Annotated in this window: 17 protein-coding genes and 1 pseudogene; 5 read left to right on the top strand and 13 right to left on the bottom strand. The window is 41.5% G+C overall.

Annotated elements, in window-relative coordinates; all coding sequences use genetic code 11:
* Positions 1-17 precede the first annotated feature (17 nt).
* The 10 genes and pseudogenes from TOL9009_RS49950 to rimI form a co-directional block, all read right to left on the bottom strand.
* Complete coding sequence (locus TOL9009_RS49950; protein WP_260676014.1) at positions 18-863, bottom strand: HAD-IC family P-type ATPase; 846 nt, start codon at positions 861-863, stop codon at positions 18-20.
* Positions 838-1986, bottom strand: coding sequence for a P-type ATPase (locus TOL9009_RS49955; protein ID WP_242055513.1), 1149 nt, complete (start codon positions 1984-1986; stop codon positions 838-840). The genes TOL9009_RS49950 and TOL9009_RS49955 overlap by 26 nt, the downstream gene beginning before the upstream one ends.
* Positions 1987-2175: 189 nt before the next feature.
* Positions 2176-2865, bottom strand: a complete 690-nt coding sequence (locus TOL9009_RS0136220; protein WP_029638466.1) for a zinc-dependent metalloprotease family protein — start codon at positions 2863-2865, stop codon at positions 2176-2178.
* Position 2866: 1 nt separating this feature from the next.
* The gene (locus TOL9009_RS0136225) at positions 2867-3475 is read right to left on the bottom strand and encodes a tellurium resistance protein TerA (protein ID WP_029638468.1); all 609 of its coding nucleotides are present in this window, start codon (positions 3473-3475) and stop codon (positions 2867-2869) included.
* 20 nt (positions 3476-3495) lie between these two features.
* Positions 3496-4101: a TerD family protein gene (locus tag TOL9009_RS0136230; protein ID WP_029638470.1), complete on the bottom strand. Its 606-nt coding sequence runs from the start codon at positions 4099-4101 to the stop codon at positions 3496-3498.
* 10 nt (positions 4102-4111) lie between these two features.
* Positions 4112-4687: a TerD family protein gene (locus TOL9009_RS0136235; protein WP_029638472.1), complete on the bottom strand. Its 576-nt coding sequence runs from the start codon at positions 4685-4687 to the stop codon at positions 4112-4114.
* A gap of 56 nt (positions 4688-4743) precedes the next feature.
* The gene (locus tag TOL9009_RS0136240; protein ID WP_029638474.1) at positions 4744-5319 is read right to left on the bottom strand and encodes a TerD family protein; all 576 of its coding nucleotides are present in this window, start codon (positions 5317-5319) and stop codon (positions 4744-4746) included.
* 329 nt (positions 5320-5648) lie between these two features.
* A pseudogene (locus tag TOL9009_RS42780) lies at positions 5649-7161 on the bottom strand (IS5 family transposase).
* A 406-nt stretch (positions 7162-7567) separates the two neighbouring features.
* Positions 7568-10039, bottom strand: a complete 2472-nt coding sequence (locus TOL9009_RS0136255; protein ID WP_029638478.1) for an ATP-dependent Clp protease ATP-binding subunit — start codon at positions 10037-10039, stop codon at positions 7568-7570.
* 342 nt (positions 10040-10381) lie between these two features.
* Complete coding sequence (gene rimI, locus TOL9009_RS0136260) at positions 10382-10933, bottom strand: ribosomal protein S18-alanine N-acetyltransferase (RefSeq protein WP_029638480.1); 552 nt, start codon at positions 10931-10933, stop codon at positions 10382-10384.
* 90 nt (positions 10934-11023) lie between these two features.
* Between rimI and lysA the strand changes: the two genes are divergently transcribed.
* From lysA to uppS, 3 genes are all read left to right on the top strand, one after another.
* On the top strand, positions 11024-12523 hold the full coding sequence (gene lysA / locus TOL9009_RS0136265) for a diaminopimelate decarboxylase (protein WP_029638483.1): 1500 nt from the start codon (positions 11024-11026) through the stop codon (positions 12521-12523).
* Positions 12524-12660: 137 nt separating this feature from the next.
* Complete coding sequence (cdaA, locus tag TOL9009_RS0136270; protein ID WP_029638484.1) at positions 12661-13584, top strand: diadenylate cyclase CdaA; 924 nt, start codon at positions 12661-12663, stop codon at positions 13582-13584.
* On the top strand, positions 13581-14330 hold the full coding sequence (gene uppS, locus TOL9009_RS0136275; protein WP_029638485.1) for a polyprenyl diphosphate synthase: 750 nt from the start codon (positions 13581-13583) through the stop codon (positions 14328-14330). The genes cdaA and uppS overlap by 4 nt, the downstream gene beginning before the upstream one ends.
* Positions 14331-14441: 111 nt before the next feature.
* Here uppS and TOL9009_RS0136280 read toward each other — a convergent pair whose 3' ends face one another.
* Both TOL9009_RS0136280 and TOL9009_RS0136285 read right to left on the bottom strand, forming a co-directional pair.
* Positions 14442-14714 carry a DUF3143 domain-containing protein gene (locus TOL9009_RS0136280; RefSeq protein ID WP_029638487.1) on the bottom strand — a complete coding sequence of 91 codons (273 nt, stop codon included), beginning with the start codon at positions 14712-14714 and terminating at the stop codon, positions 14442-14444.
* A gap of 37 nt (positions 14715-14751) precedes the next feature.
* The gene (locus TOL9009_RS0136285; RefSeq protein ID WP_029638490.1) at positions 14752-15273 is read right to left on the bottom strand and encodes a J domain-containing protein; all 522 of its coding nucleotides are present in this window, start codon (positions 15271-15273) and stop codon (positions 14752-14754) included.
* Between the two features lie 376 nt (positions 15274-15649).
* Here TOL9009_RS0136285 and TOL9009_RS0136290 point away from each other — a divergent pair, with 376 nt between their 5' ends.
* A complete protein-coding gene (locus TOL9009_RS0136290; RefSeq protein WP_029638491.1) occupies positions 15650-16807 on the top strand; it encodes an FIST signal transduction protein in 1158 nt (385 codons plus the stop codon).
* A 7-nt stretch (positions 16808-16814) separates the two neighbouring features.
* Positions 16815-17894 (top strand): sensor histidine kinase, encoded by a 1080-nt coding sequence (locus tag TOL9009_RS0136295; RefSeq protein WP_029638494.1) that lies wholly within the window; start codon positions 16815-16817, stop codon positions 17892-17894.
* A 292-nt stretch (positions 17895-18186) separates the two neighbouring features.
* On the opposite strand, the gene TOL9009_RS0136300 is transcribed toward TOL9009_RS0136295, so the two are convergent.
* Complete coding sequence (locus tag TOL9009_RS0136300) at positions 18187-19182, bottom strand: DnaJ C-terminal domain-containing protein (protein WP_029638495.1); 996 nt, start codon at positions 19180-19182, stop codon at positions 18187-18189.
* Positions 19183-19209: the final 27 nt, after the last annotated feature.

Raw genomic sequence — 19209 nt, forward strand, 5'->3', positions numbered from 1 at the left:
TAAAATTCCAATTTTTTTTACAAGGCTTTTAAACTTTTGGTTTTCATTTTCAACCGCGTCATGAAGCGCCATAGTTCGCCAGCCCAAAGTACTGTAGATGTTCCGGCAATGATACTTATCCAGTCTATTAAAGATAAAGGCACTGTTCTGAATACGGTTCCACCAAACTGAATAATCAATATCTGTCCTACTAAGATAGTGATAGCGATCGCGACAAATCCTTTATTCTTAGATAAGCCTGTAAAAGCAGATTGCTTTAATCCCCAACAACGAGCATTAAACAAATTCCAAAACTGTAACATTACAAATACGGCGAAGAATACAGAAAGCTCATAAACATTGATATCCCCGTCCCGGCGAATATAACGTAAAAAGCCAATCAGAAACATCAAAAATGCTAACCCAACAGAAAAAATATTCTGTGCCATTGCAGAAGTGACAATAAAGGCTTCTGGGTGACGGGGAGAACGCTGCATGACTTTTTGATTGGGAGGTTCCGTCGCTAAAGCTAAAGCAGCAAAAGTGTCCATAATCAAGTTAACCCAAAGCATTTGTGTCACAGTTAGAGGAAGCGCGACTCCGATAAATGGACCGACTAAAGCAATTCCTAACGCGACAACGTTGATGGTTAATTGAAACAGAATAAATCTTTGGATATTTTGGTAAAGCGATCGCCCCCAGACAACTGCATTCACGATACTACTGAAAGAATCGTCAAGGAGAATGATGTCGCTGGCTTCTTTAGCGATCGCTGTACCACTCCCCATTGCTAAACCTACTTGAGCTTGTTTGAGTGCCGCAGCATCGTTTGTACCATCGCCAGTAACACCTACCACCTCACCCTGAGCTTGTAACAGTTTCACCAACCTTGAAATAATGCAGCAAGGCTTTAGCAACACTAGCAGGCACCCAGTTATTAATAGAACCAGGAATTAGTCCCAGAGGATAGCCTAAACCAAGCCCAACAGCGAAAATTGCAAGCCCTATACCAACAGTTTTCAGCCAGCTAATCAGACCATTGTTTTCTAACCATTCTGATGCTGCAAATTTACTACCAGCTAACTCCAAACCATCGTAAATCACAGGTAGCCACACTCGACTAAGTGCCACTAACACACTAGCAATTAACAGTCCAACAACATACCATTGTTGAGAACTCAGGCTTAACTCTTTGGTGACAAAACCGCGTACCAGCAAAGATAAAAAAGTGACCCCAGCAAAGCCAAGACCAACTACGCCAATTAGTTTACTAAGTTTTTCTAATTGACGATTGAGCGGTGTTTCTTCTCCAGTTTCTACAGAAGCGATCGCTGTGGATAATTGACCAATTTCAGTATTATCACCAACAGCAATAATTTCTAAATAACCATATCCTTGCTCAACCATCGTGCTGCGATAAACTTTGTCAGCGGGGTAAGTTCCCTCTTTGATACCTTGAGCTAAGAAGTCAGCTTGAGTAAGTTTTTTAACTGGTTCTGCTTCGCCGGTGATTTTTGACTGGTCAATTTCTAGAGAGACTTCTTCTAAAATTTGTCCATCGGCTGGGATTTCTTCACCTTGTTCGACGTATACAATATCACCGACAACTAAATCTTTACGGGGAATGGTGGTAAAGTTGCCGTCTCGGATAACTTTAATTGCAACTTCATCGTAAACTTGATTCAGGATATTAAATTCTTGATCGGCTTTGTATTCGTTGACAAAAGCGAGAGTAGTCGCTAACAAAATAGCAGCTACAATCCCCAAGCCTTCAGCATATTCACCCTCAAAAATGCCGACACTAATAGCGATCGCTGCTGCAATCATCAAAATCCGAATTACTGGATCTTCAAATTTTTCTAAAAACAATTTCCACAAAGGGTCACGTTTTGGAGGAGTAAGAACGTTAACACCGTACTTTTGGCGATTGACCTTAACCTCTTCAGACGTTAGCCCTTCAAATGGTAATTGAGTTTTCTGAACCTTGTTATTCTGATTAGTAAGCATGTTAAATCTCTTGAATTATCAAAAGTAATAAACTATCTAAAGTCCATATCTAAGTACAAAATTGCCCAATTCCGTAACGAACAAATAGAGGAAAAACTCTGCGTACCTTAGCGATTCCTCGGCGTTCCTTTGCGTTTAAAAAATCTAATATTTGATGCCAAGCTCTACTCAGATGTTTGCAGTGTTTTCTCAAGATTTATGTTTGCGAATGGCATTATTCATCAAGATGATTTGTTCAGCATGAAACGAGGGAGGCATCAAGCTGTGAATTCGATGATCTAGCCCATCATGCATCACATCGGTTGGTAGTTGAGAGTGGTCTAATCCCAAGGTGTGACCAATTTCGTGGGTGATAGTATTGGCAATTAAATTAGACAATTGGCTAATATTCAGACTTGCTCGATAAGAAGCATTCAGTATTTGGTCTATGCGAATAGCAGCACGGTCTGTAACTTTGCCACGACTGAAACTAGCAATTCCCAAATAATCAACAGGCTGCTCGTCACTAAAAACATAGACATAGGTGAAGTTTTTCCCCCACTGTCTTTCATCAGGTTGGTCTGAAGTTAAGAAGAGATTTACACTTCTAAAAGCACTGAAGACTTGAGCTAGGGAATTTGCGATAATTTCTAGCATCATATCGTCCTGGGTGTCCATATTCATACCTGAAAAATCAACCCAGATACAATGACGGATTTCGCTATTTTTTCCAGCAATCAACCATCCACAAAACGGACATACTCGCCAGTTAGTTTGGATGCGGGAACGGCAACCTTGACAGCAGGGTTTTGGCGGTCTAGTTAGGTTAATCCGTTCCCAAATTGGAACTTGAAGCTTACGATTAGTCTTAGTGAGATTCAGGCGATCGTAAAGCGACATTTTACTTAGAACCAGCTACCCAATTAAAGCCAAAACGATAGTAATCGTCCACTTCTTTGTGTCCACTAAAGTATTTCTCTTCTTTCAAAATTGTTATTTGATCTGCGAGATTACTCACCATAGCTGCTGCACATAAAGGTCGATTTTTATCGGGGTTATTGAGTTCTAGATAAATTTCTTCACCATTACTAACTTTGAAAAGCATCCGACCTCCCACAGAACCAAAATCGGGCGCTCCCTGATAAATCAGAGCAAAAAACATGACTCTTTTGATAGTATCCGGTCTGTAAATGAACATATTTTCACCGTCTGAAGCAGCCCCAGTACGGTCATCTTTATCAAGAAAGATATAAGGGGAAGAATCTTTTGCCCCAAAATTTCCTCCTAAAGGTTGGATGACTCCTTTAGTACCATTGACCGTTTCATACATACAACCCAAATCAAGGTCAGGGGCGCTATTGGCTTTAAGTAACTTGGCAAATAATCCGGCGTTTTGATTGGATTGCTGGTTCCAATTTAGGTTGACATGAACTGTTACTTGCTTAGAGTTACCAGCTTTACTTAAGTCTATTTTGTGAGAATCGCCACTTTTTTGAAGTGTAATAGCCATAATTACGGGTTTCCTGGTATTTAAGAGTAAGAGGCAGCAAGTTCACCTAAACCATTGACATTGACACCATTGCCAATTGCAGCCATTTTCCAGTCATTATTGTGTCGATACATTTCAGCTAAAACCATCCCAGTCATGCCCAGATACTCCTTACCGGAGAGGTTATATTTAGCCAGTTCTTTGTTATTAGCTGCATTAACCAGGCGTACAAAAGCATTTTCGATTTGGCTAAAGTCCTGCTTGCGGGCAATGCAATCGTAAATATTGACTACAAAGACTAACTTGGCAATCTCCGCAGGTACGCGAGGCAAATCAACAATAATCACTTCATCATCGCCATCGCCTGCACCAGTTAAATTATCTCCTGTGTGAGTAATTGCTCCTGATAAATGCTGGAGATTACCAAAGTAGATAATATTCTCTTTAGCTGTTAATTTGCCATTCGCATCTAGGCAAATCACAGATGCATCTAAGTCATATTCATGACCACCGCCACCAAAATTACTAAAAAATCCACCGCCCGATCGCTTTGCAACATCCCAGCCGAGTCCGCACATCATTTTGGTTAGACCGGGAGCTTCTTTTGAAAGTGAAATTCTTTGTCCTTTCTGCAAACTAATTGCCATAATAAATCTCCTAGCTATAACGGTCTAATAAAGCTTTTAATCCACCTTGATAGCCGGAGCCAACAGCATTTAAACGCCATTCTCCGTCTTTGCGGTAAATTTCAGCCATAATCAATGCAGTTTCGATTGAATAATCTTCAACTAAGTCGTATCGAACTACTTCTTGGCTTGTTTGAGCATTAACGACACGCACAAAGGCATTTTGGACTTGACCAAAGTTTTGATGTCTTTCTGCGGCTTCGTGGATGGTTACAGTAATGAGAATTTTATGAACTTCAGCAGGAACTTTTTGCAGATTAATTTTGACGACTTCATCATCACCATCACCTACACCTGTAAGATTATCTCCTGTGTGTTGAACTGATTTATTTGAATCTGGGCTGGCGAGGTTATTGTAGAAAATGAAATGGTTATCAGAAATTAGTTTTTCATTACTTCCTAGTAAGAAGGCTGAAGCGTCTAAGTCAAAATCAAAGCCTGTATCCATTGCTTTGACATCCCATCCCAAACCAACAAATACTTCAGTAAGTCCTGGTGCAACTTTGTCAAGAGATACGCGCTGTCCTTTAGTAAGTGTAACTGCCATTGTTTGATAACTCCTTATTTTTTTTAGTTAACTTCAGTTTGTCGCCAAAAAATTCTTTATTTGTAGCGACCAAGAAGTGCTTCTAAGCCACCTTGATAACCAGAGCCTACAGCGTTGATACGCCATTGATCTTCTTTGAAGTAAAGTTCAGCCATAATCATGCATGTCTCTGTGGAATAGTCTTCTACAAGGTCGTAGCGAACTACTTCTTCATTTGTCTGGGAATTAACAACCCGTACAAATGCATTTTGCACTTGACCAAAATTTTGACGCCGCGTCTCGGCTTCATGAATAGTTACAGCAATAAGAATTGTTTGAATATCAGAAGGTACTTTTTTGAGGTTAATTTTCATGACTTCATCATCTCCCTCACCAGCACCTGTTAGGTTATCACCAAGATGTTGAACTGATTTGTCGGGATCGGGACTTGTCTGATTGTTGTAGAAGATAAGATGAGCATCAGAAATTAGCTTTCCATTTGCATTTAATAGAAAGATAGACGAATCTAAATCAAAGTCGTGACCAGTGTCTGTGGCTTTAAGATCCCATCCCAAACCAACAAATACTTCAGACAGTCCTGGGGCAACTTTATCAAAGGATATACGCTGTCCTTTTGTCAATGTAATTGTCATACCTAAATCTTCCTTTTAAGATGAATGATGTATATACAAAAAACCTGTATAAAATTGATAGTAATGCACCCAAAACATTACTAAAAAATTAGCTTTTTAATAGCAGATCATCCTTAATTTATTCAGGTCTGCTGATATTAAAAGCTCTTATTTCAACTTTTACAGATTAATCATGCGACTATTATGTGCTTTTTTTTTTACAAACGTACTGCGAGCAAGTACTTAATTATTTATATGTAAAATTTATTTTTTTTGAGTGGTATTACCCAAGCTATTTAGGGTTTGCTGAAAAAGTATGAAAAAGCAATTCTTTTGGGTTGACTAGTTATTCAAGTAAAATCAAAGATAAGCTTTTGTTGTTTATAAATAACAAAATCATAATTTTCAGTTATGCGAAACTGCATAAAAGGTGCAGTTTTCAAAAATAGACATAAAAAAGCATAAAAAACCCGCGACAGGTGAGTAGAAAGATTCATCACTAAAAAAGTAATAGCAATTGCAGTAAGAGAAGTGTGGGAAAGTTTCGCCATCACTCGATTGAGGCTAAACCTTCTTTTAGCTTGCCCAAATTTTCCTTCAATACAATTACGAATTCTCTCGGATTCTAAATCTTGCTTCTTTTTTTCTTTACTAACATTTACTGGTGGTCTTCCCAAAGCCGGTCCACTCATGATAATACCTCTTTCTTTGCACCAAGCTCGATTCTCTCTCGTTCGATAAATTTTATCAACATGAACGGATTCTGGATAATAGCCAGTATAATTTTTATATGCTTCTACTTGTGCTTTTAAGTCTCCAGATTCATTAAAATTATTCCAACTAATATGGTCTAAAAATACATATCCCTCAAAACAACTAGCAGACAATTTTGCCCCAAATTCTACAGGTTTACCTGCTTTACCCCGGACGATTGGACGGATATGCGGTTGGGTTAAACTAACAATGCGGTCGTCAATACTCTGTTTTTATTTTCATACAACCATAGTTGTTGACGATAAACTTCTACAACTACAAGCAACATTTTATATTGTCTATTACTGAAATTTTCTAAAGTTGCTCCGTATATGATTAGCTGGTCAATATGGGATAAGTTTCTTTTGATATATTGAAGCTGCTTTTTAATCGCTTTTCTCCTATCTTTTTGGGATACACGACGCTTTTTAGCGACTTCTAGGTAGTCTTTTCTCCCTATTTCCCGATAAGTCCTTGGTTTTTTCTCTAATGTACCTTTTATCTGTTCATAAAGAAGGTCTATTATTCTTTCTGTCTGTTTTCTTGCTTGATTTAATAGCTCTAAATCTGTTGGATAGCTGATGTCTGCTGGCGCACAAGTCGCATCTAATATTAATTTTCCCCGATTTTTTGGCGTGTTATCTTCTTTTTCTAATTCTTCTGTTTTTTTTCAGTTGATTCAGTTGCTAAAGTCAAAGATGTTGTCTCTAGCATCCTCTTAACAGTTTCTTCATTCACTTTGTTTACTAAGTCTGCACTAATTCTTTCACGAAAATGGACTAACATAGATGCATCAAATGGAGCTTCATTAATATAAGATGATATCCCTATGAAGTACTGTAGATAAGGATTTTCTTTGATTTGTTCTACTGTCTCTCTATCACTTATTCCTAGTTTTTCTTTGATTATTAATGCCCCTAATGCCATCCGAAACGACTTTGCTGGCGCTCCCATCTCTACAGAGAATCCGGATGAATATTCCTCTTCAAATTCTGCCCAGGGTATTAAATTTCCCAGAATAATCCAACGATTATCTGATGACAACTTTCCTTCAAACGGAAGTCCAAAATTTTCTGGTGAGACTGGAGGTTGCCCCTGTTTTCGATACATATGTACTAATAACCCACTCCTGAGTGCTAGTCACGTAGATGCAAGGATTTTGGGTTATTTTAGCCTCTTATCTTGCACCTGAATATATTTCTTTGGTCTGATGATCTGAGAATGTAAGCTTTTCTTTCTTTTTCAGCAAACCCTATTTATTAATCTATTAGTTATTAAATAGCTTTTATATCTTTGATTTATAAAGCAAATCGATAAGACTACAACTGTATGTGTGTAATCTATAGCGGTTCTCATTTGAATCACATACATGTTCAACAAATAAATGTAGAGACGCGAAATTTCGCGTCTCTACACCGCGTATCGCACGCAACTGAGAATCGCTATTTGTCAACATAAAAAAACGGTAGAGAACTTTCACCCTCTACCGTTATTTCATTTTCTAAAATTTAAAATTTTACTCAGCTACTGGGGTCAATAATTCCCGTTGCTGTCCACCACCACTAACTCGCACAGTACCGCTTTCATCAACATCAACGACGGCTGTATCACCATCTTTGATGCGACCAGAAAGAATTTCCTCGGCGAGGCTATCTTCTAACAAGCGCATAATCGCCCGACGTAAAGGTCTTGCACCATAGCTGGGGCTGTAACCTTCTGTAATCAAGCGATCCTTGAAGCGATCGGTGACTTCTAGGACGATACCCTTTTCAGTCAAGCGACCAAATACTTCTTTGAGCATGATTTCAGCGATTTCTGTCACCTCTAGCTTGCTCAACTGACGGAAGACGATAATTTCATCAAGTCGGTTGAGGAACTCTGGACGGAAGTACTGCTTGAGTTCTTCGTTCACCAAAGTCTTAATTCTGTTGTATTGCGTCTCGCCGGCGTTATCGGTGAACTCGAAGCCGATGCTGGAAGCACCTTTTTCAATTACCTTGGAACCGATGTTTGATGTCAAAATCAGCAAGGTGTTCTTGAAATCTACGGTGCGACCTTTGGCATCAGTTAATCGACCGTCTTCGAGAATTTGCAGCAGCATGTTGAATACATCTGGGTGCGCTTTCTCGATTTCGTCGAATAACACAACGGTGTAAGGACGACGGCGCACAGCTTCGGTCAACTGACCACCTTCGTTGTAGCCGACATAACCAGGAGGCGAACCAATCAGTTTGCTGACGGTGTGGCGCTCCATATATTCGGACATATCTAGGCGAATCATTGCTTCTTCGGAACCGAAGAAGTAAGACGCCAAGGATTTCGCCAATTCAGTTTTACCAACACCAGTCGGACCTGAGAAGATAAAGCTGGCAATGGGTCGATTAGGATTTTTCAAACCGACACGAGCGCGGCGAATGGCACGAGAAACTGCTTTCACGGCATCTTCTTGACCGATAAGGCGTTGATGCAGGGTGTCTTCCATATGCATCAGCTTTTCGGATTCGGATTCGGTGAGTTTGTTCACCGGAACTCCTGTCCAAGATGCGACGATGTGGGCGATGTCCTCTTCGGTGACGACGGGTTCTAAACCTTCTGTACCGGATGCGCTGGTTTTGCTTTGAGCGATCGCCCGGATTTCGGCTTTGATTTCCATTTCGCGATCGCGCAGTTCCCCTGCTTTCTCAAAGTCTTGACCGCGCACTGCGTCATCTTTTTCTTTCAATATCTGACGCAGTTCTTTGTCTAACTCTTTTGCTGCTGGTGGCAATTGGGAGTTAATCAAACGGACGCGAGAACCTGCTTCATCAACCAAGTCAATAGCTTTATCTGGTAGGAAGCGATCGCTAATATATCTATCAGATAATTTCGCTGCTGCTACTAAAGCTTCATCGGAGATTTTCAGCTTGTGGTGCTGTTCGTAACGGTCACGAAGTCCGTACAAAATCTCGATTGTTTCATCAACGCTCGGTTCACCTACCATTACTGGTTGGAAGCGTCGCTCTAAAGCGGCATCTCGCTCGATGTGTTTGCGGTATTCATCAAGGGTTGTTGCACCAATACATTGCAATTCACCTCTTGCCAAAGCTGGTTTGAGGATATTTGCCGCATCAATAGCACCTTCTGCTGCACCTGCACCAATAAGCGTGTGAACTTCGTCAATCACGAGAATGACATTGCCTGCCTGACGAATTTCGTCCATGATTTTCTTCAGGCGTTCTTCAAATTCACCCCGGTACTTGGTCCCAGCTACCAGCAAACCGATATCGAGAGTGACTACGCGCTTATCTTCTAAGATGTCGGGGATATCTTTGGTGGAAATGCGTGTCGCCAAACCTTCAGCGATCGCCGTTTTACCTACACCAGGTTCCCCAATCAATACTGGGTTATTTTTGGTGCGGCGACCCAAGATTTGAATCACCCTCTCAATTTCTTTTGCGCGTCCTACTACTGGATCGAGCTTGCCGTCTACTGCCATTTGGGTCAGATTCGAGCCAAATTCGTCCAACGTTGGGGTTTTCGTTCGACCCGAAGAACCACCTGGAGAAACTTCGGCTGTTTCTCCCAGCATTCTAATGACTTGGGTTCGCACCTTGGAAAGATCCACACCGAGGTTTTCCAGAACTCTGGCTGCTACGCCTTCCCCTTCGCGGATTAAGCCCAACAGCAGATGCTCGGTACCAATGTAGTTATGTCCTAATTGGCGCGCTTCTTCCAAGGATAGTTCTAGAACTCGCTTTGCCCGTGGCGTAAACGGAATTTCCACAGCCACAAAGCCTGAGCCTCGACCTATGATTTTTTCTACTTCAATCCGAGCGTCTTTGAGATTGACGCCCATTGATTTCAGCACCTTAGCCGCCACCCCGGTACCTTCGCCAATTAGACCCAAGAGGATCTGCTCGGTACCGACAAAATTATGCCCAAGACGGCGTGCCTCTTCTTGAGCAAGCATGATTACCTTAATGGCTTTTTCTGTGAAGCGTTCAAACATAGTTTCGTTGATCCCATCACCTGCGTCGTGCCGGTATGCTGATTTTAGCATAAGCTCTAAGTTTGGGTGTCTGTATAAACAGATAGACATCCAAGGGCTAACACTCCGGTTAATCAGATAATTATTAACTTTTTATAACTTTGACCTGGTGTGTATACCGAGAGGTTTGATTTTAGACCCTCGATTTCACGGCAAAAAACGGGTTTTGGGTCTTTTTTTTGCCCTTCCCAAACAAAGATTAATATCATAAATTGGTGTTCCTTTCAATACATATCAACACACTATTTAAATATTTAATGGTTTTTTAGAGTATGTGGCTAATTAGATTAGAAATTCTCATCTTTATTTCAAAATTAACTGCCATGAGGACTGACTTAAGCGATCGCAAACTATGGTATGCCATGTGTCTAAAGTTTTGGGAAAATCTGGCTGTTGCATTTCTCCATTCCACAAAATTAGAGCATCTTCACCGTTATCTCTGTAATAACCGCGTCGTCGCCCTGCTGTTTTGAAACCAAATTTTTGATATAAAGATATTGCTGCCGAGTTAGAAACACGCACTTCCAGAGTGGCTCGCTCTAAACCGCGATCGTAAGCTCGAACCAAAAGCGAATATAGTAAAGCTGCCCCCAAACCTTGACGATGGTAGTGAGGATGAACTGCCACAATCGTAATGTGTGCTTCATCTACAATTGACCAAAAGCAACCCATTCCCAGCATTCTGGAGTTAGAGAAGTTGGAAAATAATCCGACTAATTCAGTGTTAGGACTTTCCAACTCTCGTTGATAAGCTTCTAAATTCCACAAACCCCCAAAACAGGCTTGATCTAGTTCTAAGGCTCCACTCAGATCATCTGGTGTCAGTGATTGAATTTCTAATGCTAATGAGATCACAATTATCAATAATGGGACAACGGGTCGCTAAACTGAGAATCGGAGTATCCACTCACGCTCCTAATTAGAACAAGGACAACTCTTATATTTATGGTATCGACTCACCCGGCAGGTATTCAACATTCTGGTAGTCAGTATTTACCGGAAAAAAGCAGTAAAAATGCCAAATTGTCGCCTAATCAGCAACTTTTACCCTTGAGTGCCAGAGTTAATGGTAGTGACTGCCTAGAAATTGGTGGCTGTGATGTCACAACTCTAGTTCAGCAGTTTGGTACGCCTTTATATATTTTGGATGAAGAAACGTTCATTGGGGCTTGTCAGCAATACCGAGATTCTTTTAAGCAATACTACAAAGGCGAATCTCAGGTATTGTATGCTTCTAAGGCTTGGAGTTGTTTGGCAATTTGTGCGATCGCATCTCATCAAGGTTTAGGTGTAGATGTAGCATCAGGAGGAGAACTTTACACAGCACTACAAGCGGGTGTCAGTCCTGATAAAATCTACCTGCATAGCAATAATAAGTCCCGCCAAGAGCTAATTTTTGCCATTGAATCTGGTTGCACCATCGTGGTGGATAACTGGTATGAGTTACATACTTTGGTGGAGATAGCTGTTGAAGAGAGACAAGGGGGACTTGGTACAGACGCGATTAATCGCGTCTCTACAACTCCTAAAGACGCGATTAATCGCGTCTCTACAACTCCTAACTCTTCATCTCCCATCCGAATAATGCTGCGGTTGACTCCGGGTATTGAGTGTCACACTCATGAGTATATTCAGACAGGACAATTAGATAGTAAATTCGGCTTTGATCCCAATGCGCTGGATGAATTGTTTACTTTTGTCAGCAAGGAATCTGTTCTGAACTGCGTAGGATTACATGCTCATATTGGTTCTCAGATTTTTGAACGTCAACCACATCGCGATTTAGCTGCTTTGATGGTGCAGTGGTTGAGTAAAGCCGCTAGTTACGGTTTAAGCGTGACAGAATTAAATGTTGGTGGCGGTTTGGGCATTAAGTATATAGAATCAGATGATCCACCGAGCATTGAAGAGTGGGTAAAACCGATTTGCGAAGTGATTGAATCTGCTTGTGAAGAAGAAAATCTACCTTTACCAAAGTTATTATGTGAACCAGGGCGATCGCTAATTGCCACAGCTTGTGTCACTGCTTATACGTTAGGATCATCCAAAGTGATTCCGGGAATCCGTACCTACGTAGCTGTGGATGGCGGAATGTCTGATAATGCACGTCCGATTACTTATCAATCAGTTTACCGGGCAGTAGTCGCCAATCGCATGTCAACACCTTTAACCGAAACAGTGACAATTGCTGGTAAACATTGTGAATCAGGGGATATTCTAATCAAAAATGCCCAACTGCCAAAAACTCAACCCGGAGATATTCTGGTAGTAATGGCAACTGGTGCGTACAATTACAGTATGGCATCTAACTACAATCGTATACCGCGATCGGCAGCGGTTATAGTCAAGAATGGCGAAGCAAATTTAATTTTGCAGCGCGAAACTTATCAAGACTTGATTAGACAGGATTGCCTACCCGAAAGACTAAAGAAAGATTTTGGATAAAGCCTGAAGACTGAAAGATCGGATGAAGAACAAAGAATAGAGATTGAACATTTTACACTTCATGCTTGATAATTCATACTTCATACTTCATCTTTCATCTTTCATACTTTATACTTCATACTTTCACGCCAGATGTCATGGGAGATTGGTGGAAGCAATGGCTGATAAACCTGGGACAGTCTGGGTCTTTGCTGCTTGAGACTCTGGATATAGCCTTAGTACTGGCGCTGACTTACATGATCCTAGTCATTATTAGTGAGCGCCGGACACTGTGGATGGTGCGAGGATTTATTGTGTTGATGCTGGCATCAGCTCTCAGTGGCAGATTAGGGCTACCACTGTTAAATTTTGTATTAGAAAAGTTGGTGATTGGTTGTGCTGTGGCGATGGCTGTAGCGCTCCAATCAGAGTTTCGACGGTTTTTGGAACAATTGGGACGTGGCGAATTTCGGCAGTTATTTTTACCATCGAATCGGACAATCCCCAAGTCTGATAGTGTGATTGATGAAATTGTCGATGCAGTTAAAGAACTGTCCAAAAACCGGATTGGTGCTTTGCTAATTTTGGAAACTAGTGGTCCAATTGACGAGCGCGATTTTTCTGTGCCTGGAGTCAAGCTGAATGCGGAAGTTTCTAAGGAACTAATACAGACAATTTTTCAGCCAAAAACTCTTCTGCACGATGGGGCGACAATGATTCGTGGCTCGCGTATTATGGCATCTGGTATAATTTTACCACTTTCGGGACGCACAGCCTCGCGCCAGTTGGGAACACGCCACCGGGCAGCGATGGGAATTACTGAGCGAGTCGAAAATTGCATTTGTGTTGTTGTATCAGAAGAAACGGGTTCTATTTCTTTAGCGGAAAGGGGAATCCTAAATAGACCGCTGACACTCGCGAAGCTGAAAGAGTCTTTAGAGGCTCGATTATCCCCAACTGTAGATCGAGAAGCCGTAGCTCCAGGTCTGTTAAGCTTGGTACGTCAGATTCGTAGTAAGGCACTAGCCCTAATTTCACGTTTACTTGGATTACCATCGACTGCTTCGCGAGATAAAAAATGACAGTACACCATACACAACTGCAATATTTGCCGACTGACTTAAAGCGAGAATTACTGCCCAAACATGTTGCGGTGATTATGGATGGCAATGGTCGATGGGCTAAACGTCAAGGGCTACCCAGGTTTATCGGTCACAAACACGGTGTTGATGCACTCAAGGATTTGCTTCGCTGTTGTAAGGATTGGGGAATTGGTGCGCTGACGGCTTATGCTTTTTCGACTGAGAATTGGAAAAGACCTCAGGAAGAAGTTGATTTTTTGATGACTTTGTTCCAAAGAGTTTTGCGTCAAGAATTGCGCGAAATGCTGGAAGAGAATGTGCAAATTAGGTTTGTGGGAAATTTGCCCGCTTTACCGCGTATTCTTCAAGAAGAAATTTCCCGTTCAATGGAAGAAACTAAGGATAATCGCGCTATCCGATTTACTGTTGCCACAAACTACGGTGGACGACAAGAAATTTTACAGGCTTGTCAAGCGATCGCCGAGCAAGTAAAGCAAGGTTTACTTCAACCTGATGAAATTGATGAAGCAACTTTTGAGCGTCATCTCTACACGGCAGGAATTTGTGACCCAGATTTATTAATCCGCACTAGTGGGGAAATGCGAATCTCAAATTTTCTTCTCTGGCAAATGGCTTACGCGGAAATTTATATCACCGAAACTCTGTGGCCCGATTTTAACCGCACCGAATTTCACCGCGCTTTATCTGCTTATCAGCAACGGGAAAGGCGGTTTGGTAAGGTATGAAGAGGAGTGGGAGAGTGGGAGGGGGGGGACAAGGGGACAAGGAGACAAGGAGACAAGGAGAATAATTCTTCTTTCCCCCTAGTCCCTAGTCCCCAGTCCCCAGTCCCTAGTTCATGGTCCTGAAAAAACCGCTTGTTCTATATCTTGCCGACTGAGGGAATACTTGAACGATCGCTGTATATCTTGCCCTTTTTGTTCGGAAGGGAAATATCGCACGACGATTTGCTCAATGTCCAGCCAGATTTGCGCTTGCCATAATGGTCGCTGGACATGCCAACAATGCGGTTGTTGCTCATCTTGCTGACAACCTTGGTTTTTTAACCACTGCTCAATCTGAGGTAGGGGGTGGTTATATAAGGGAGTATCGGCAGAAACTTTATTCATTATTTGCGTCAAGAGTCAAGGATAAAAAAAATAATTTTTACTTCTTAATTTCGAGAGGATTACTCGTATGAGAAAAACGGTAAATTTGCTCTTGAATTACTGGCGTTGGTGGTGTAACTTGTGTACGATAAGCAGCGTCGCCACGAGTTAAGCCGATGGCGATCGCCAATAATAAACAACCGAGAATAGTTAACCCCATAATAAATAAAGCAAAAATTTCGCCTTGTGAGAGCGGGCGATCACTCGCATCAAGGTAAGCTGATTTTGACCAATCATAAAATTTAGCTACGGGATGGTTCAAGTCAGCGGGTGCTTGAATGATGCCGCTTCGAGAGTAGCCAATTTTTAAATCGTAGCTTAATCGGCGTTCTGGGCTGCTGAGAGTGGCGTAAGCTTCGTTGAGTTGCTGAAATTTAGCAGTAGCGATCGCAGTAGGTAAGTCTGTAGTATCTGGATGAAAGCATTTGCTCAGTTCCCGATAAGCATGACGGATTTCGATTACCGATGCCGAGGGATGCAGTCCTAGTAGGGAGTAATAAGTATCACTCCTTTGTGGCATTGCCCCGTTTTGATTCACGGTTGTTTGAGTCACGATCAAGTTTTTTCTTATTTTAAACCTGAGGATGGCTGAGTAGGCGATCGCACGGGAAATCTCTTACCCTATTTCCTTTAGACATAGGAGTATAAATTTAATTATGCGTTGCCCGAAACCCTTGATTAGACGTAGCACTTGGTAGTCTCTACGTATGACTCTGGCGATTTCCTTTGAGCTTAGTACACTTTTTGAGTGATTACCAACGTCAACTTTCCACAGCTTTTGATGATAAAAAGTCAGGTGAACTGAGATTTATTTCCCACTTATGGGAAATCTAAGTGTAGGTGGCACTCCGAATTGGATTGGCACGCTACTATTCAAAATTACAATGAGTGTAGTTATGTTTCGAGTTGTTGTTGGTCATAGTGACGATCCTGATTCTCAAAGCGCGATCGCTGAAATTCTAACTGAATGTATCTCCTCTCTTGCTGGGTTAACTCCTCAGGCTGGACTTTTATTTGCAGCTATAGACTTTGACCATGCCTTAATTTTGCAGCACATTCAGAATGCTTTTCCCGGAATTGAGTTGATTGGTGGAACTACAAATGGAGAAATCTCTTCAATTCTGGAGTTTCAACAAGATTCTCTTGTCTTAATGCTGTTTGCTGGCAACGATGTGGAAATTCATTCAGGTATTGGACGAGAAGCATCCAAAAATCCAGCATTGGCAGCCCAACAAGCGATCGCACAAGCAAAAGCAAAAAGTGCATCTCTGCCACAATTATGCCTCACCTTCCCCGAAAGTCTGACGAGCAATGAGGTGTTGATTTTAGAAGGTTTAAAACAAAGTCTGGGAGAGGATATTCCCATAATTGGGGGAATCACTGCCGATGACTATACCTTTGAAAAGACCTATCAATTTTTCCAGGGTGAAGTATTAAGTGATTCAGTGCCAGTGCTGCTGTTTTCTGGAAAACTACTATTTGGACACGGAGTTGCCAGTGGTTGGACTCCTGTCAGCCAACGTAGTCGTGTCACAAAAGTGAATGGCAATGTAGTTTATGAAATTGATGGACAGCGTGCCTTAGATTTCTATCAGCATTATCTTGGTGAAGAAGGATTTGCAGTCAACTATGCGATTCATGCCTTAGCAGTTTTTGATTCGCAAAACCATTTCTATATGAGAGCGCCTAAAGGTTACGATCAACAATCTGGTAGTATGACATTCTTTTCAGCTATTCCTGAACAGGCAATTGTGCAAATTACCGATGCTACTCGTGAAAATATATTATCAGCTTCTGAGACATCCCTGAAAAATGCGATCGCCCATTATCCTGGTGTAGAGCCAACAGCAGCATTGCTTATTTCCTGTGGAGCTCGTAGACGAATTCTGGGAACTCTGACTATAAAAGAGTATCAGCTTGTCAAAACTCATTTACCAGAGGCATTACCCTGTTGTGGTTTCTACGCTTACGGTGAAATTGCTCCTTTGGTGGGTGGAGGTCAAACGCAATTTCACAACAAAACCTTTGTCACACTGCTAATGGGAACAAAATGAGTGATGTATGGATAACCAAGACAATTCCATACAGATTCAAGAGTTAGAAAAGACAACCCGCATCTTGCGGAAAAAGCTCGAACGTTCTGAAACTGAACGTCGTCAGCTAGAATCTCAAATTGCCACAAAGGAATTTTTACTGAAGAAAATCATTTGTGAGTTAGAAGAGTCTCAAACAGACTTGCAGCAAAGAAGCCAAGAGTTAGAAAATACGCTTAATAATTTGCATAAGATGCAAGCTCAGATGATTCAAAGCGAAAAGATGTCTGCCTTAGGTCAAATGGTGGCTGGCATTGCTCATGAAATTAATAATCCTGTTAGCTTTATTTACGGAAACCTCAGCCATATCAGCCAATACACCAATGACTTACTGCGACTTGTCCAGCTTTATCACCGTTATTTCCCCAACCCACCAGTCGAAATTCAAACTGAACGCAAAACCATCGATTTAGAATTTCTGGAAAAAGACGCGATTATGGTATTGCAATCAATGAATATTGGAACAGAGCGCATTCGGGATATTGTGCTGTCACTGCGTAACTTTTCGCGCTTAGATCAAAGTGAGTTCAAAGCGGTGGATATTCATGAAGGCATCGACAATACTTTGATGATTTTGCAGCACCGCCTCAAAGCCACTGACAAAAGCCCAGAAATTGAGGTTATCAAAGACTACGGCAATTTATCTAATGTAGAATGTTATGCCGGACAGGTCAACCAGGTGTTTATGAACATTCTAGTAAATGCGATTGATGCCCTCGAAGAATTTAATGCCAAACGAACTTATCAGGAAATCCGGGATAATCCCTGTCGCATCACGATTCGTACTTCTGTTGTTGATTTTTTATGGGTAAAAATTGCCATCGCTGATAATGGGTCTGGCATCCCCGAATCGATTCAAAAACGGATTTTCAATCCGTTCTTTACAACAAAACCTGTGGGCAAGGGAACAGGAATGGGAATGGCTATCAGCTATCAAATCATCACCGAAAAACATGGTGGCAAATTAGAATTTTTTTCCAAACCTGGAAAAGGAACGGAGTTTGTGGTTCAAATTCCTATGCGGCAGCAAGTCTCGAAAGTAGTCTAAGGCGGAATGCTTGTTTATTTTAGGACTTAGGGATTGACAGGAAATACCAAATGTTGTTGAAATTTAGCAGTAGCGATCGCACGCCCAATCTCTGATCCAATTTCCTTGTAGAGACGTAGCATTGCTACGTCATCGAATAATAAAAACTGGGATGCACCCCCCGGCGCAATGTCTGTTTAGGATTTGCTGCCAAAATCAAGATTTTTTTGACTGGAATGCTATTACTCATTTGGTTAAGCTTGTACAGGATGGATATAACCTCATTATTAAAGGTAGATACACTCCCTCATTCCTATCCCAGTAAATCAGCGCGGGGTTTAAAGGTTTCAATTTGCCGCAATTTTTCGTATAATTCTTTTTCTTCTTGGCTAATAGTTTTCGGAGTAACTATCTGAATTTCTACCAATTGATCGCCACGTTTACCTGCTTCGTTGGGGTAGCCTTTATTAGCGAGTCGGAATCGTTGACCAGACCTAACTCCTTGGGGAATTGACATTTTCACGGGTCCATCGAGAGTTGGTGCTTCTACCTGTCCCCCTAAAACGGCTTCGCTGGGAGTCACGGGTACTTGGCAAAATATATTTAAGCCTTCTAATTTAAACAGAAGATGCGGTTCAACGGTAATTTTTAGATACAAGTCACCACCACCAACGCCTTGGTTACGCAGGCGGATGGTTTGACCTGTTACCATACCTGGAGGCATAGTCACTTCTAGCGATCGCCCATCTTCTAAGCGAATGCGTTCATTACCGCCTACATAAGCTTTTTCTAGTGGTAAAGTTAATCTCGCTTCTATATCTCGACGGGTACTGCGAGGAGTTTTTGGTACTGTGTATTCAACTTTGCTTCGGGGGCTACGATATGGATCGCGGTTAGCACCATTAGTAGAATCACTTGCCCCATTTTTATCATTTTTTACACCGACAACTTGATTAATAAAGTCCTCAAAGTTGGCAAAATCGCTAGGATTTACATCTTGAGTATTAGTGCGATCGCCCTTATTACCCCAACCTTTACCCTTTGATGTCTGGGAATTGCCACTAAAGCCTCTTTGATTCCAGTAGCGGCTAAACTGATCGTATTGCGCTCGTTTAGTTGGATCGCTAAGGATTTCATAAGCTTCACCGATATCCTTAAATTTGTCTTCGGCTGTTTTGTTTCCCGGATTTAAGTCTGGGTGATACTGCCGTGCTAATCGGCGATAATTCTTTTTAATTTCCTCACTTGAGGCTTCTTTAGGTACTCCTAAAATCTCGTAATAATCGCGAAAATTCTGCAAATTTTGCATAGTCAGTTTAACTATATATTTTAGATT

This window comes from [Scytonema hofmanni] UTEX 2349, assembly GCF_000582685.1.
In the GTDB taxonomy this organism is placed as follows: domain Bacteria; phylum Cyanobacteriota; class Cyanobacteriia; order Cyanobacteriales; family Nostocaceae; genus Hassallia; species Hassallia hofmanni.

Coding starts and splice junctions, on each gene's coding strand:
- TOL9009_RS49955 (WP_242055513.1), bottom strand. CDS start 1,986: ATGCTTACTAATCAGAATAACAAGGTTCAGAAAACTCAATTACCATTT.
- TOL9009_RS0136220 (WP_029638466.1), bottom strand. CDS start 2,865: ATGTCGCTTTACGATCGCCTGAATCTCACTAAGACTAATCGTAAGCTT.
- TOL9009_RS0136225 (WP_029638468.1), bottom strand. CDS start 3,475: ATGGCTATTACACTTCAAAAAAGTGGCGATTCTCACAAAATAGACTTA.
- TOL9009_RS0136230 (WP_029638470.1), bottom strand. CDS start 4,101: ATGGCAATTAGTTTGCAGAAAGGACAAAGAATTTCACTTTCAAAAGAA.
- TOL9009_RS0136235 (WP_029638472.1), bottom strand. CDS start 4,687: ATGGCAGTTACACTTACTAAAGGACAGCGCGTATCTCTTGACAAAGTT.
- TOL9009_RS0136240 (WP_029638474.1), bottom strand. CDS start 5,319: ATGACAATTACATTGACAAAAGGACAGCGTATATCCTTTGATAAAGTT.
- TOL9009_RS0136255 (WP_029638478.1), bottom strand. CDS start 10,039: ATGTTTGAACGCTTCACAGAAAAAGCCATTAAGGTAATCATGCTTGCT.
- lysA (WP_029638483.1), top strand. CDS start 11,024: ATGGTATCGACTCACCCGGCAGGTATTCAACATTCTGGTAGTCAGTAT.
- cdaA (WP_029638484.1), top strand. CDS start 12,661: ATGGGAGATTGGTGGAAGCAATGGCTGATAAACCTGGGACAGTCTGGG.
- uppS (WP_029638485.1), top strand. CDS start 13,581: ATGACAGTACACCATACACAACTGCAATATTTGCCGACTGACTTAAAG.
- TOL9009_RS0136280 (WP_029638487.1), bottom strand. CDS start 14,714: ATGAATAAAGTTTCTGCCGATACTCCCTTATATAACCACCCCCTACCT.
- TOL9009_RS0136285 (WP_029638490.1), bottom strand. CDS start 15,273: ATGCCACAAAGGAGTGATACTTATTACTCCCTACTAGGACTGCATCCC.
- TOL9009_RS0136290 (WP_029638491.1), top strand. CDS start 15,650: ATGTTTCGAGTTGTTGTTGGTCATAGTGACGATCCTGATTCTCAAAGC.
- TOL9009_RS0136295 (WP_029638494.1), top strand. CDS start 16,815: ATGGATAACCAAGACAATTCCATACAGATTCAAGAGTTAGAAAAGACA.
- TOL9009_RS0136300 (WP_029638495.1), bottom strand. CDS start 19,182: ATGCAAAATTTGCAGAATTTTCGCGATTATTACGAGATTTTAGGAGTA.